12 protein-coding genes are annotated in these 13,243 nt (G+C 56.7%); 5 read left to right on the top strand and 7 right to left on the bottom strand.

Annotated features, from left to right (window positions below; genetic code table 11):
* Positions 1-144: 144 nt before the first annotated feature.
* Positions 145-1,365 (top strand): DegT/DnrJ/EryC1/StrS aminotransferase family protein, encoded by a 1,221-nt coding sequence (locus MHM86_RS12815; RefSeq protein ID WP_239200238.1) that lies wholly within the window; start codon positions 145-147, stop codon positions 1,363-1,365.
* A gap of 65 nt (positions 1,366-1,430) precedes the next feature.
* Here MHM86_RS12815 and MHM86_RS12810 read toward each other — a convergent pair whose 3' ends face one another.
* The 4 genes from MHM86_RS12810 to MHM86_RS12795 form a co-directional block, all read right to left on the bottom strand.
* Complete coding sequence (locus MHM86_RS12810) at positions 1,431-2,402, bottom strand: LysR family transcriptional regulator (RefSeq protein WP_239200235.1); 972 nt, start codon at positions 2,400-2,402, stop codon at positions 1,431-1,433.
* Entirely contained in the window at positions 2,403-2,972 is a 570-nt protein-coding gene (phaR, locus tag MHM86_RS12805) for a polyhydroxyalkanoate synthesis repressor PhaR (protein ID WP_239200232.1), read from the bottom strand.
* 144 nt (positions 2,973-3,116) lie between these two features.
* Positions 3,117-3,557, bottom strand: a complete 441-nt coding sequence (locus MHM86_RS12800; RefSeq protein WP_239200229.1) for a phasin family protein — start codon at positions 3,555-3,557, stop codon at positions 3,117-3,119.
* 165 nt (positions 3,558-3,722) lie between these two features.
* Positions 3,723-5,516: an alpha/beta hydrolase gene (locus MHM86_RS12795; protein WP_239200226.1), complete on the bottom strand. Its 1,794-nt coding sequence runs from the start codon at positions 5,514-5,516 to the stop codon at positions 3,723-3,725.
* 144 nt (positions 5,517-5,660) lie between these two features.
* On the opposite strand from MHM86_RS12795, the gene phaZ reads away from it, so the two are divergent.
* Positions 5,661-6,983, top strand: coding sequence for a polyhydroxyalkanoate depolymerase (gene phaZ / locus MHM86_RS12790; RefSeq protein ID WP_239200223.1), 1,323 nt, complete (start codon positions 5,661-5,663; stop codon positions 6,981-6,983).
* A 303-nt stretch (positions 6,984-7,286) separates the two neighbouring features.
* Here the strand turns inward: phaZ and MHM86_RS12785 are convergent, their stop codons facing one another.
* From MHM86_RS12785 to MHM86_RS12775, 3 genes are all read right to left on the bottom strand, one after another.
* Positions 7,287-8,009 (bottom strand): alpha/beta fold hydrolase, encoded by a 723-nt coding sequence (locus MHM86_RS12785; protein ID WP_239200220.1) that lies wholly within the window; start codon positions 8,007-8,009, stop codon positions 7,287-7,289.
* 128 nt (positions 8,010-8,137) lie between these two features.
* On the bottom strand, positions 8,138-8,611 hold the full coding sequence (locus MHM86_RS12780; RefSeq protein WP_239200217.1) for a VOC family protein: 474 nt from the start codon (positions 8,609-8,611) through the stop codon (positions 8,138-8,140).
* 171 nt (positions 8,612-8,782) lie between these two features.
* Positions 8,783-9,526 (bottom strand): alpha/beta fold hydrolase, encoded by a 744-nt coding sequence (locus MHM86_RS12775; protein WP_239200213.1) that lies wholly within the window; start codon positions 9,524-9,526, stop codon positions 8,783-8,785.
* A gap of 182 nt (positions 9,527-9,708) precedes the next feature.
* Between MHM86_RS12775 and MHM86_RS12770 the strand changes: the two genes are divergently transcribed.
* From MHM86_RS12770 to MHM86_RS12760, 3 genes are all read left to right on the top strand, one after another.
* Positions 9,709-10,575: a branched-chain amino acid aminotransferase gene (locus MHM86_RS12770; RefSeq protein ID WP_239200210.1), complete on the top strand. Its 867-nt coding sequence runs from the start codon at positions 9,709-9,711 to the stop codon at positions 10,573-10,575.
* A 170-nt stretch (positions 10,576-10,745) separates the two neighbouring features.
* Entirely contained in the window at positions 10,746-12,692 is a 1,947-nt protein-coding gene (thrS, locus tag MHM86_RS12765) for a threonine--tRNA ligase (RefSeq protein ID WP_239200207.1), read from the top strand.
* Between the two features lie 219 nt (positions 12,693-12,911).
* Positions 12,912-13,220, top strand: coding sequence for a DUF2282 domain-containing protein (locus tag MHM86_RS12760; RefSeq protein WP_239200204.1), 309 nt, complete (start codon positions 12,912-12,914; stop codon positions 13,218-13,220).
* Positions 13,221-13,243 lie beyond the last annotated feature (23 nt).

Here is a 13,243-nt window from a genome sequence, read left to right as displayed (position 1 = left end):
CAAACCTCCCAAAAATACTGCTTTTACCGCCCCACGACGAAAATGTGTCCGAACGGACCCATGTGCAGGCGCAATTTCATTTTCTTTTCACAAAAACTTGTTTTAGCTTTCCCAAAAATGAACTTCAGGAAAGCCGAAGATTCCATGACTTTGCCACCCAACGTCTATGACGCCGAACCGATCCCCGAAACCGCCCGTGCCGAAATTGAACGGTTGCTGAACTCAGGTGATCTGTTTCGCTACACTGCGGGCAAGGATGCGCCGGTGTCGCTGCTTGAACGCGACTTCGCCGATGCCTTGGGAGCGAAATACGCGCTGGCTGTATCGTCTTGCTCGGCCGCGCTGTTCCTGTCCCTGAAGGCACTGGGCCTGAAATCCGGCGCGCGGGTGCTGATCCCCGCTTTTACCTTTGCTGCAGTACCGTCCTCGATCGTGCATGCAGACTGCGTCCCAGTGCTGGCAGAGGTGGGCGATAACTATCGCATTGATATGGATGATTTTGCCGCCAAACTGGATGGTAGCATTGATGCGGTAATGATTTCCCACATGCGCGGCCACACCTCTGACATGGATGCGATTTTGAAATTGGCAGCGGCACGCGGCGTGCCGGTGCTCGAGGATGCAGCGCATTCTCTGGGCACCAAATGGCACGGCAAAAACATCGGCACGCTGGGCAAGATCGGCTGTTTTTCATTCCAGAGCTACAAGATGCTTAACTCCGGCGAGGGCGGCATTCTGATCACCGATGACGCCGATATTCTGGCACAGGCCACCATCATGTCCGGCGCCTATGAACACAACTGGAAGGCCCATCTGGCCCGCAGCCCCGAAGACGAATCAGACCTGAAAGCCGCCTTTGACCGCTGGCAGAACAAGCTGCCACTATACAATCTGCGCCTCGGCAACCTGTCGGCGGCCGTTGTCCGACCGCAGATCAGTGAATTGCAGCGCCGCGTTAGCGATGGGCGACGCAACCACGATTATCTGGCTGGCAAACTGGAATTGTCGCCGTGGATTACTGTGCCGGAAAAACTGGCGCCGGAAGAGCGCGCACCGGATTCGATCCAATTCAATCTGGTCGGCATGGAAGAGGATGAGGTGAAAGCCTTCCAAGAAGCATCAGCCAAGCGCGGCATAAAAGTACAGGTCTTTGGCCTGTCTACCGACAACGCCCGCGCTTTCTGGAATTGGGAATTTCTGGGCACACCGCCCAGCCTGCCGAAAACCCGCGCAATGCTGATGCGCGCCTGCGACGCCCGCCTGCCCGCCCGCCTGACCCTACCAGAAATTGATGTGATCGCTGAGGCGCTGATCAAGGCAGCACAAGACGTGCGTGGCAACACAAAAGCAATGGCACCCGCCTAAAGCGCGCTGTTTCAATGATCAAAAACACACACCTAATCCCATCCGCCCACACTCCGGCGGATGGATCATATCACCTCTAGAACATCACGCATGAACGGATGCGCCGTGACGTTCGGGTGAATAATCTGACGCTGCAGAATATCACGCATTACAACAGCCACCTCCGCCGGCATATCCTGCAAACTGTCGCGTCGTGCAAACAGTGAAATCCGTCGCGACAAGGGGGGAAAAGGCAGTGCAAACACTTCCAGATCTGGCGCAAACCGTTGCGCACGATGCAGGGCCAGTGGCGTCAGGATAGTCCAGCCAACGCCCTGCGCCACCAGCGCCAGAATGGCGTGGTAACTGTCCAGTTCGAACCGATGATCCGGCCGCAGGTTCTGCCGGGCCAGATGCGCCGCCAAAAGCCGTCCCATATGGTGCCGTGTGGTGTATTGAACCAGCGCTTTGGTCTGCAACTGCGCCCTGAGGTCCGAGGCTGTGCCTGCTGTAAACATACCCTTGGGCGCAGCAACCACGAACCCCTCCTCCAATAGCGGATGCACCTCTATCCAGTCTCCCTCCGCCCCCATTTCTGCAGCTATGATCACATCCAGTGCGCGTGCCTCCAACTGATCAAACAGGCTGTGACTGGCACCTGTTGCCAGCTGAAACTGGCACTGCGGCAGCTCTGCCGCCAGATGGGTGAGCAGCGCCGGTGTGACGTCTGCCTCAAAATCCTCGATCATACCGATACGAAATCGCGTGAGCTGTGCCATGTCCGCCATCGCCAATTCAGCCCGCGCCAATGCGGCCTCATTCAGGATGGAGCTGGCGCGCCGACGAAACAGATCGCCTGCGGCAGTCAGCGCCACCGGGCGGGCATTGCGGATCAAAAGGCTGGTGCCCAGCGCCGTCTCCAAATTGGACAGCTGCTGCGAAACCGCCGACGGGCTAGCGCCCAGCCGTCGCGCCGCGGCGGAGATGGAGCCCTCCTCCGCGGTGGCAACAAAAACTTCGACGCCCCAGAGCGTGATACGACCGGGGCTATCAACCATTTATTTATCCAGTTTGCTGAGTTTGGATTGCAGATCAGCCAGTTGGGCCTTGATCGCGTCCAGGTCCTCACCTTCGTCAGACTTCGCTGGCTCAGGCTGCGTCGATCCCGATGTGGCACCGGGCCAACCACCAGCCATGCCTTGCGTCATCGCCTTCAGAAAGGCCTCTTGCTGCGCCTGCAACATTTCGAAACCGGGCATATTGGCCATCGGGCTGGTCTTGGTCATGTTTTGCATCATCTTCGACTGACCATCGCGCAGCATCTCGAAAGATGCCTGCAAGAACTGTGGCACCATTGATTCAGCCTGACTGGTATAGCTGCGCACCAGATCCGTCAGGACGTTGACCGGCAACACGTTTTCACCGCGGCTTTCGTGTTCGGCGATAATTTGCAGCAGATACTGCCGGGTCAGATCGTCACCAGATTTCAGGTCAACAATCTGCACTTCGCGCCCATCGCGGATGAAACCGGCGATATCCTCCAGTGTGACGTAATCGCTGGTCTCTGTATTATAGAGACGGCGACTGGCATAGCGCTTGATCAGCAGGGGTTTATTGTCATCTGCCACGGAAGTCCTCCCAAAGGTTTATCACGGCAGAAAAACTCTATGCGACGGCAGAAACAAAAGTAAAGAGCGGGCTCAAAAAGCCCGCTCTTGGCACATCTGGGAGGAGGAGTGATGTGCCTTAAGTTCTGCCGGGAGGAGGCAGAATTATTTAGCTGCTTTTTTCGCGGCTGCCGTCGCATCTTTGGCAGCCTTCTGAACTGCGGCCGAAGCCTCTTCGCTCAGGTCTTTGCCTGCAGCCATCATCAGTTCGACGGTTTCGCTTTGCAGCTTTTTGGCGATCTCTGCAAAAGCGGCCATGTTTTCAGCAGCGGTTTCTGCCTGAGCCGAAGCAAATTCACCCAGTGCTTTGGCATAATCGGCCGGCTCTTCTTTTGCTTTGGCAACGTCGCCCAGTTTGGCCAGAGTGTCTTTGGTCCATTTGCTGGACAATTCCGACGACTTTTCAGCAGCAGATAGCGCCGCGCTCGTCAGTTTTTCGTTCAGGCTTGCCTGAGTTTTGAACGCATCTTCAACCGCTTTGGTATCAACAGGGAAAGCACCCATAGCGTCTTTCAGAATCGCGGTGAAGTCTTGGGTCTTGGTCATGTCTAAAATCCTTGTCTGATCCGCAGCGCATCCAGGTTCGACTAGATGGCGTTGCCTGCTGCGGCTGGGGTGTCATTCAGTCTTGCACCCAATATGAATGCTGCATCGCAGCAAATCAAGGAATTTTGCTGCGCTGCAGAAATAATGTTTTATAACCAAATAAAATCAGACAGTTGCTTTCATCGCGACATAGCGCCCTGGCGCGACATCCAACACAGGATAAGCCGAATCGCCCGGCTTGCGCGCTGGCACCATCTTGCCCGAGCGTTTTTGCAGCCAAGCTTCCCACGCTGGCCACCAGCTGCCCTCATTGAATTGAGCACCCGCCATCCATCCCTCAGCATCAAGGCTAAGGTCCGTGTTGGTGTAATGGCCGTATTTCTTTTTGCTGGGCGGGTTAACGATGCCCGCGACATGGCCTGACTGACTGACGATAAAAGTCCTGTCCTTGGCGCCCGTCTGCTGGAAACCGCGATAGCAATCCTTCCACCGCGCAATGTGATCGGTTTCACAGGTGATCGACATCAAGGGAACATCCACTTCCGACACATGCAGGGTTTCCCCCAAAAGATCAAAGCCGTCCCCAACGAACTCATTGCGCTGACACAGGCCGCGAAGATACTGCATCACCATCCGCCCCGGCAGGTTCGACCCGTCGCCATTCCAATAGAGCAGATCAAAGGCAGGCGGCGCCTCCCCCATCATGTAGCTTTTGATTGCCGGACCATAAATCAGATCGTTGGAGCGCAGGAAGCTCATCGTGCGCCCCATGATGAAGCTGCGCAAAACCCCCTGCACCTCAACCTCATCGGCGATGCCATTGACGAAATCATCCTGCAGGAACGGGGTAAACTCCCCCTGCTCGCCAAAGTCGGTCAGCGCGGTAAAGAAGGTGGCAGATTTCACCGACTTGTCGCCGCGTTTCTTCAAGAGCGACAGCGTCAAATGCAGGGTGGTACCAGCGATACAGTAGCCCACCGCGTTGACTTGTTTCTGACCGGTGATCTCTTTCGCAACGCGGATCGCCTCCAGATATCCCTGCTCAACATAATCCTCCATTCCTACATCGCGGTCCTCGCGACGCGGGTTGAACCAACTGACGACAAATAGCGTATAGCCCTGATCGGTGATCCAACGGATTAGGCTGTTCTGTTCTTTCAGATCAAGGATATAGAACTTGTTGATCCACGGCGGAAAGATAATCAGCGGCGTGGCATGCACCTGTTCGGTGGTGGGCGCATATTGAATCAGTTCCATCACGTGGTTGCGGTAAACAACCGATCCTTTAGCGGTGGCCACATTGCGCCCGAGTTCAAAGGCCTTTTCATCCGCAAGGCGAACCAGCATTTCGCCGCTGTTGGCCTCCAGATCTGCCACCAGATTTTCCAGCCCTTTGACCAGACTTTCCCCCTCGGTCTCAATCGCACGTTCCAATGCGTCCGGGTTGGTGCCCAGAAAATTGGTTGGCGACATCATATCGACGATCTGTTTGGCGAAGTATTCTAGCCGATTGCGGTCTGTTTCCGTCAAACCTTCGACATTCTGCACCGCAGTTTGAATGGCAGCGGCGTTCATCATGTATTGTTGTTTGACGTAATTAAAATAGGGATGTGTCTGCCACAAAGGGTTGGAAAAACGGCGATCTGTGGGGGTCTGATCCTCAGGCGCTTCCAGCTTTCCCTTGGCCAAAGCCTGAGAAGCTTCAAGGTAATGTTTGACCGAGTTTCCCCAAAATTCCAGTTGGTTTTCAAAGAGTTTGGCCGGATCCTGCAACATATTGGCCCAATATTGACCCGTTGCTTTGACAAACACATCCTGATCCGGGGCCGAGAGCTGAGGATCAGGTGGGTTGCGCTGCGATACAGCCGCCATGAAGCGCTTCGACAGGTCCTCCACCCGTGCCAAATTCGCCTCCAGCCGTTCCAAATTTTCGCTCTTCTGACCCTCTTGTGTTGTCATATTAACGAATCCCCCCTATTTTCGCTGCTATGCAGCATTCAATATCCGGTACAGATGTGACCTTTGTGTTAATGCCCCAGCAACCAAGACCAGCCTAAGGCAACCTACGCAAGAAACAAGATCGGAACAGCAAAGGAGACGCCGATGCGTTACATGGCCACGTACGATTTTATGGAAACCCTCCGTAATACGAACCAATGGCTTGGCGCCTCTGCCCTGTCATTTGCATCTTATCCGGCTTTCGCCTTGGTGCCAAATCCAGCCCTGCAATGGATGGCCGCCTGGGGTGAGGTGACGGAGCGCAGCTTTCAGCGCATGGTGGCCAAACCCGATTGGGGCATCCATTCGTTCACCTGCGAGGATGGCAAGGATCATCTGGTCAACGTAGAAACCGTGGTCGAAGGCGATTTTGGTGACCTGATCCACTTCAAGGTCATGGGGCGCGAAACCAAACCGCGTCAGGTGATGCTGGTTGCGCCGATGTCCGGACACTATGCAACTCTGCTACGCTCAACGGTGATTTCGTTGCTGCCGGACTGTGAGGTCTATATCACCGACTGGCACAATGCGCGTGATATTGCGGTCTCGGCTGGCAAGTTCGACATTGAGGATTATACCCTCTATCTGGTGGATTACATGCGCCATCTGGGCCCCGACACCCATGTGATCGCGATCTGCCAGCCCGCGCCGCTGACACTGGCCGCCACCGCCTATCTGGCTGGCGAAGAACCCGAAGCGCAACCGCGTTCGCTGACGCTGATTGGCGGCCCGATTGATCCCGATGCCAACGCCACCGACGTGACGGATTTCGGCCACCGCGTCACTATGGGCCAACTGGAACAGACGATGATCCAGCGAGTCGGCTTCAAATACAAAGGTGTGGGCCGCAAAGTTTACCCCGGCCTGTTGCAACTGTCGTCATTTATGTCGATGAACGCTGATCGCCACTCCAAAGCGTTCTCGGAGCAGATCCAGCGGGTGATGAAGGGCGAAGCGTCCGATCACGATGCGCACAACCGTTTCTACGACGAATATCTGGCGGTGATGGATATGACTGCAGAATTCTACCTGTCCACGGTCGAACGGATCTTCAAGAACGGTGAAATTGCCAAAAACGCTTTCACCATTGAGGGCAAACATGTGGACATCGGCAAGATCAGCAATGTGGCAGTGAAAACCGTCGAGGGCGCGAATGATGATATTTCCGCGCCCGGTCAATGCGTTGCCGCGCTGGACCTATGCACCGGCCTGCCCGACGCGATGAAGGCCAGCCACATCGAGGCCGGCGCCGGCCACTATGGAATCTTCGCAGGTAAGAGCTGGCGCAACAACATTCGCCCGCTGGTTCTGGATTTCATCGACACCAACTCCGGCGCGCGCGAAAATGCCAAGCCTAAAAAAGCGGCCAAAGCAGCTGGCAAGGCAACGCCCAAGGCGGCCAACAAGCCGACCAAAGCGGCGAAGTAAACCTAGATCTGCAGTGAAAAGACAAAAACGCAGGCCAGTAAAAACTGGCTTGCGTTTTTGTTTAACCAACCGGATTAGCGGCGTTTAATCCACTGCCTGGTCGCCCGCACATCCATCATCGCAATCGCCGCCCCCAAAGGCAGCATCCAGAAACCAACGACAGGCAGAAACCCGACGAGACCGAACAACATCAACACGATCCCCAAGAGAAGTCGCGCGCCCGGGGGAACCCGCCGCGCAATCTGTCGCCGCCAATACCGAAAATGGATCCGCCAACCCTTTTGGCGCCCACGCCCCGCCACCTTACGCAGGCTGGCTCAGCACATAGGGTTGCTGCAGCCAGTGCAGAAGAGCCTGCGTCAACTGCTCAGGTTGTTCCAGAGTCGGCAAATGCCCAGCCCCCTCAATAACGCGCAACTGAGCAGATGGAATCAACTGCGCCATAAATTCGTGCCGTTTCAACGGTGTCATCCCATCCTCTGCCCCGCAGAGAACCATCGCAGGCACTTTGCAGCGCCGCAGCGCTGACTGCAGGTCGCGACGACGTTGTAAGGCACGGCACTGGCGGACAAACACCTCTGGTCCAAAATCGCGCGCCATGTCAAAGAATTGGTTCAAAACTGTGACCCGTTGCGGCCCCTGTGCCAAAAATTCAGGACGCATCATTTCGCGCAGCGCATCCTCCAGTCGTCCAGATTTCGCGGCAATGATCCAAGGTTCATAAACAGTTGCACTTTGTGGTGTTTCCGCCAAAGCGTTTGTGTCCATCAAGGCGATCCGGCTGATCCTGTCTGGGGCGCGGCGCATCATCTCCATGGCGACGATACCACCCATCGACAGCCCTGCCAAAGCGAACTGCGGCGGCAACTGGGCCAGCAGCCCCTGCGCGATCTCCTCAATCGTGTCGCCCAAACATATCGGTGCAACAGTCACCGGCGCAACACGACTAAGAACTGCGACCTGTGGCGCATACATCCGCGCGTCACACATCATCCCCGGCAATAAAACGATCGGTTCCTGAACCATTTGGCCCCCGCCACACAAATTTCATCGCGAAATCGCAATGTTACACGTAACAACTCTTGCCTAAACCTGTGCCGGAACGCCCGAACTGTCAATCCTAACCGTTACTCAGCCTCCGCGCTGACAGCGCCTTACGTCGCATTCGCGTGAAATCCGTTCCAACAAAATGCGCCATTAGGACCTAGCGGAGAAAACGGATTATGCGCCACCTCCCAAACAGTGCCCTCGGGATCAGCGAAATAGCCGTGATAACCGCCCCAGAACACCTCCGCTGCAGGTTTCAGCACCGCCGCCCCGGCCTCTGCCGCTGCGGCCATAACCTGATCCACCTCAGCGGGATTGCCCGCATTGTATCCAAGCGTTGCGGCTGCATATTTTGCAGGCCCGGGCGCATCTGGCCCAGCGTGCAGCAGTTGATCTTCCGCCACACCGATATCAGCCGCCAGCGCTGCCAGCGGATAAAGCCCCAAAACCTGTGACAGAAGATCAAAGGCCACAACCCCATCCGGTGTATCGACCTGCCACCACCCCATCGCCCGATAGAACGCTGTCTGCGCCGCAATATCACGGCAACCAAGTGTAATGAGTGAAATCCGTTGCTCCATCTTGTTTCAACCTCCTTCAGGAAAAGAATATTAAGCGAACAGCAGTAAGTCGCCTTTAACAATCAATCTCCAGCACCAACGCCATTGACCATCCTATGAAGCAGGAGACATTTCAGGAAGCGAACATTGCGCCGACGCACCCCAACGCCGTCGTCAGGGCGCAGCCGGTGATTACTTCTGGCGCGCCAGCACGATCTTCACTGACTTGGCGATCAATGCCAGACATTCCGGGTCGGAAAACCTATGATCAGCGCCCTTGACCAGCGTCAGGCGAAGATCGTCCCCCTCGGCATGGTCCAGCAAACGCACCGCAGTTGCGGTTGACACGGCTGTATCTTCGGTCCCTTGCAGAAAACGCACGGGGAACGGCAGTGACAATGGATCGCGCAGCACCAGTCGACTGCGTCCCTCTTCGATCAGGCGCTTGGTGATGATGTAGTCTTCATCATAATCCGATGGTATCGCGACGTGGCCTTCTGCCTCCAGCGCAGCCTTCTGGACATCGGTGAAACTGGCCCAATAGCCGTCTTCGGTGAAATCCGGTGCGGCAGCGATGGTGACCATGCCCGCAATCCGCTCTGGCCGTGCTTTCGCCAGCAGCAGTGCCTGCCAGCCCCCCATCGAGCTGCCCACGACAATAATAGGGCCATTGATCACCTGATCGACGATCGCAAGGGTATCCTCATGCCAATCGCCAATCGCGCCCTTCGTAAACGCACCGGAGCTGACCCCATGGCCAGAATAATCAAAGCGCACAAAGGGATAGCCTTGCTCCTGCGCCCAGGCCTCCAGATGCACGGCCTTGGTGCCCTCCATGTCGGACTTTAACCCTGAACAGAACAGGATCGTCGGACCCTGCCCTTCGGTTTGGTTATAGGCGATGCGACGCCCTTCAGCAGTGTCGAGAAATTTCATAGCGGCCTCCAATTTTGCGTTACGTTACCCGCTGCCGATCAGCGGGAAAAGCCGAAGGCAACGCAACCACACCCGCCTCCACCGTTTTTTCTGCAGCCCGCGCCAATCGCATCGCAGAAAACCTGTTTTGTTTTCCCGCTCCGATCCTGTATGACACGCGAATTCTACCGAAAGAGGCGAATATGGCAGTCGGCAAAGGCAATATTTACACGTGGTTTGAAGGTGACTGGCGGGATGAAAACACCCCGATCATTCGTGCCGCGGATCATGTTTCATGGCTAGGCAGTCAGGTGTTTGATGGCGCCCGAGCCTTTGAGGGTGTGATGCCCGATCTGGATCTACACTGCGCCCGCTTGATCCGCTCGGCTGAAGCGATGGGCATGACGCCCTGCACCACCGGGGAACAGGTGGCCGCTTTGGTGCGCGAAAAGGTGGCGCAGATGGATCCTCAGGCGCAGCTTTATATCCGCCCTATGATGTGGGCGACCGAAAGCGGTGCGGGTGTGATTGATCTGGATCCTGCCAGCAGCGCCTTTGCCATCTGCATTGAGGAAATGGCGATGCCGGGGACTGAGGGCTTTTCACTGACCGTTGCCCCCTATCGTCGCCCGCGTCAAGACATGGCCCTGACAGAGGCAAAGGCCGGTTCGCTTTACGCCAACAACGCCCGCATTATGGCCTATGCCCGTGCGCGTGGATTTTCCAACGCGCTGTCGTTGGATATCGACGGCAATGTCGCGGAAACCGCATCGACCAATGTGTTTCTGGTCCGCGATGGCGTGGTGTTCACCCCTGCGCCCACCGGCTGTTTCCTCAACGGTCTGACCCGCCAGCGGGTAATCGGCCTGCTGCGCGCGGATGGGATCGAGGTGCAGGAAACCACCCTTACGGTGGACGACTTCCGCGCTGCGGATGAGATTTTTGCAACCGGCAACATCGCCAAGGTGATGCCCGTCTCAAAACTCGACGACCGCGAATTGGGCATTGGCCCGATCAGCCTGCGGGCACGCGCGCTTTACTGGGAGTTCGCTCACAGCAGCGCGGCCTAAGCCCCGCGAAACCCGCGATGAAACAGCCCCGCCCATCACAGGTGGGGCTTTTCTATATGCAATCGCTGCACCTCGCTTGACTTGGCCCGCGCGCGGGATCAAAAGGGGGCACACACATAACCCGCAACCGGGCGTTCCGTGGGCGCCAAACTGACGAGGAGGCCGACTATATGGCTCAAGTCTCTCTTACTTTCCCCGATGGCAATGCACGTTCCTATGAGGCAGGCGTAACCGCCGCCGAAGTCGCAGCCGACATCTCTAAATCGCTGGGTAAAAAGGCGATTTCCGCCACCGTGAACGGTGCGCATTGGGATCTGCAATGGCCGATCCAAGAGGACGCACAAATCGCCATCCACACCCTGCAGGACGATGAACAAGCGCTGGAGCTGATCCGCCACGATCTGGCCCACATCATGGCCCGTGCCGTGCAGGACATCTGGCCCGACGTCAAAGTGACCATCGGCCCGGTGCGTGATCACGGCTGGTTTTATGATTTCGACCGTGAAGAGCCGTTCACACCCGAAGACCTCGGCACCATTGAGGCGCGGATGAAAGACATCATCAACGCCCGCGACGAGGTTAAAACCGAAGTTTGGGAGCGTGCCCGCGCGATCAAGCACTATGAAGACAGCAACGAGCCCTTCAAAGTCGAGCTGATCAACCGCATCCCCGAAGGCGAAGACCTGCGCATGTACTGGCATGGCGACTGGCAGGATCTGTGCCGTGGCCCGCACCTGCAAAACACCGGTCAGGTACCAGCGGATGGGTTTAAACTGACCCATGTGGCTGGCGCCTACTGGCTGGGTGACAGCGACCGCCCGATGCTGCAGCGAATTTATGGCGTCGCGTTCAAGAACCGCAAGGATCTGAAGGCCCATATGACCATGCTGGAAGAGGCCGCAAAACGCGACCACCGCAAACTGGGCAAGGAAATGGGCCTGTTCCACATGCAGGAAGAGGCGCCCGGTCAGGTTTTCTGGCACCCGAACGGCTGGCGTATCTACACCACGCTGCAAGACTACATGCGCCGCATGCAGGACAAGGATGGCTATGTCGAGGTGAACACCCCGCAGGTCGTTGACCGCAAGCTGTGGGAAAAATCCGGCCACTGGGACAAGTATCAGGAAAACATGTTCATCGTTGAGGTGGATGAGGATCATGCCCGCGAAAAGGCTGTGAATGCGCTGAAGCCGATGAACTGCCCCTGCCACGTTCAGGTGTTTAACCAAGGTCTGAAATCCTACCGCGACCTGCCGCTGCGCATGGCGGAATTTGGCTCTTGTGCCCGTTATGAACCCTCGGGCGCGCTGCATGGGATCATGCGGGTGCGTGGATTTACGCAGGATGATGGCCACATCTTCTGTGCAGAGGATCAGATCACATCTGAAACCGCGAAATTCATCGCCTTCCTGTCCAAGGTCTACGCCGACCTCGGCTTCCACAACTGGACCATCAAACTGTCAACGCGGCCCGAAAAGCGGATCGGGTCGGATGAAACCTGGGACAACATGGAGGCTGCGCTGGGGGACGCCTGCAAGGCCGCTGGCTATGACTTCGAGATTCTGGAAGGTGAAGGCGCCTTCTATGGTCCGAAACTGGAATTCACCTTGACCGACGCCATCGGCCGGAACTGGCAGTGTGGCACGCTACAAGTAGACGCCAACCTGCCCGAACGGCTGGAGGCCAGCTTTATCGGGGCAGACGGTGACAAACACCGTCCCGTCATGCTGCACCGCGCCTGTCTGGGATCGTTTGAACGCTTCATCGGCATTCTTATCGAAGAGCACGCAGGCAAGCTGCCGTTCTGGCTGGCGCCGCGTCAGGTGGTTGTAGCGGCGATTGTGTCGGATGCGGATGATTACTGCCTGGAGGTCGTCGAAGCACTGCGCGCCGCTGGCGTGCGGGCCGAAGCAGACCTGCGCAACGAGAAGATTAATTATAAAGTCCGCGAACACTCGCTGGGCAAAGTGCCGGTCATTCTGGCCTGTGGCATGAAAGAGATTGAAGAGCGCACCGTATCGACCCGCCGCCTTGGAGAGAAACAAACCAAGGTCCAGACCTTGGACGAGATCGTTACACAGCTCACGAAAGAGGCGACTCCACCGGACCTTCTGTAACATTTTCAGTACCGGAATCTTACGGTCCGTAGCGGAATCCCCGCTGCGGGCCTTTTTCATTGCAAAAATTTCCCATTTTAGGGGGCGATTCCTCACGACACCTCACGCCGCCGTGATGCACGGCCTCGTGAGTAGCTTGTCAGAAGAGGCTCAGGCTAGGGTTTCGGTGTCACCACATCAGGATGACCTGAGTTACAAACCTAGTAAGGGAAGAGAGTAATGTCCGATAAAACCATCAAGACCCTGGCCGTCGCTGGCGCAGTTGCAGCAGCCCTGACCGCAACCACCTCCACCGTCGCCCACGCGATGGAAAAAGAGAAGTGCTACGGCGTATCGCTGGCAGGCAAAAACGACTGTGCAGCCGGCCCTGGCACCACCTGCGCAGGCACCTCGACCGTTGACTACCAAGGCAACGCCTGGACTCTGGTTGACGCTGGCTCCTGCATGGACATCGAACTGCCCGCAATGGCAGATGGCAAAGCCCGTAAAGGTTCGCTGGAAGCGCTGGAGCGTGACCTGCCGGCATAAGCCGCGGACTTTTATGACCAGAC

The sequence above is a fragment of the Thalassobius sp. Cn5-15 genome (assembly GCF_022347685.1).
Lineage (GTDB): Bacteria > Pseudomonadota > Alphaproteobacteria > Rhodobacterales > Rhodobacteraceae > Thalassobius.
Note: the sequence above shows the minus strand (reverse complement) of the source record. Positions and strands in the feature narration are given on the sequence as shown.

Excerpts from the sequence above, each read along its gene's own strand:
- MHM86_RS12815 (WP_239200238.1), top strand. The coding sequence starts at position 145 with ATGACTTTGCCACCCAACGTCTATGACGCCGAACCGATCCCCGAAACC.
- MHM86_RS12775 (WP_239200213.1), bottom strand. The coding sequence starts at position 9,526 with ATGAAATTTCTCGACACTGCTGAAGGGCGTCGCATCGCCTATAACCAA.
- MHM86_RS12760 (WP_239200204.1), top strand. The coding sequence starts at position 12,912 with ATGTCCGATAAAACCATCAAGACCCTGGCCGTCGCTGGCGCAGTTGCA.
- MHM86_RS12780 (WP_239200217.1), bottom strand. The coding sequence starts at position 8,611 with ATGGAGCAACGGATTTCACTCATTACACTTGGTTGCCGTGATATTGCG.
- MHM86_RS12795 (WP_239200226.1), bottom strand. The coding sequence starts at position 5,516 with ATGACAACACAAGAGGGTCAGAAGAGCGAAAATTTGGAACGGCTGGAG.
- MHM86_RS12810 (WP_239200235.1), bottom strand. The coding sequence starts at position 2,402 with ATGGTTGATAGCCCCGGTCGTATCACGCTCTGGGGCGTCGAAGTTTTT.
- phaZ (WP_239200223.1), top strand. The coding sequence starts at position 5,661 with ATGCGTTACATGGCCACGTACGATTTTATGGAAACCCTCCGTAATACG.
- MHM86_RS12785 (WP_239200220.1), bottom strand. The coding sequence starts at position 8,009 with ATGGTTCAGGAACCGATCGTTTTATTGCCGGGGATGATGTGTGACGCG.
- MHM86_RS12770 (WP_239200210.1), top strand. The coding sequence starts at position 9,709 with ATGGCAGTCGGCAAAGGCAATATTTACACGTGGTTTGAAGGTGACTGG.
- thrS (WP_239200207.1), top strand. The coding sequence starts at position 10,746 with ATGGCTCAAGTCTCTCTTACTTTCCCCGATGGCAATGCACGTTCCTAT.
- MHM86_RS12800 (WP_239200229.1), bottom strand. The coding sequence starts at position 3,557 with ATGACCAAGACCCAAGACTTCACCGCGATTCTGAAAGACGCTATGGGT.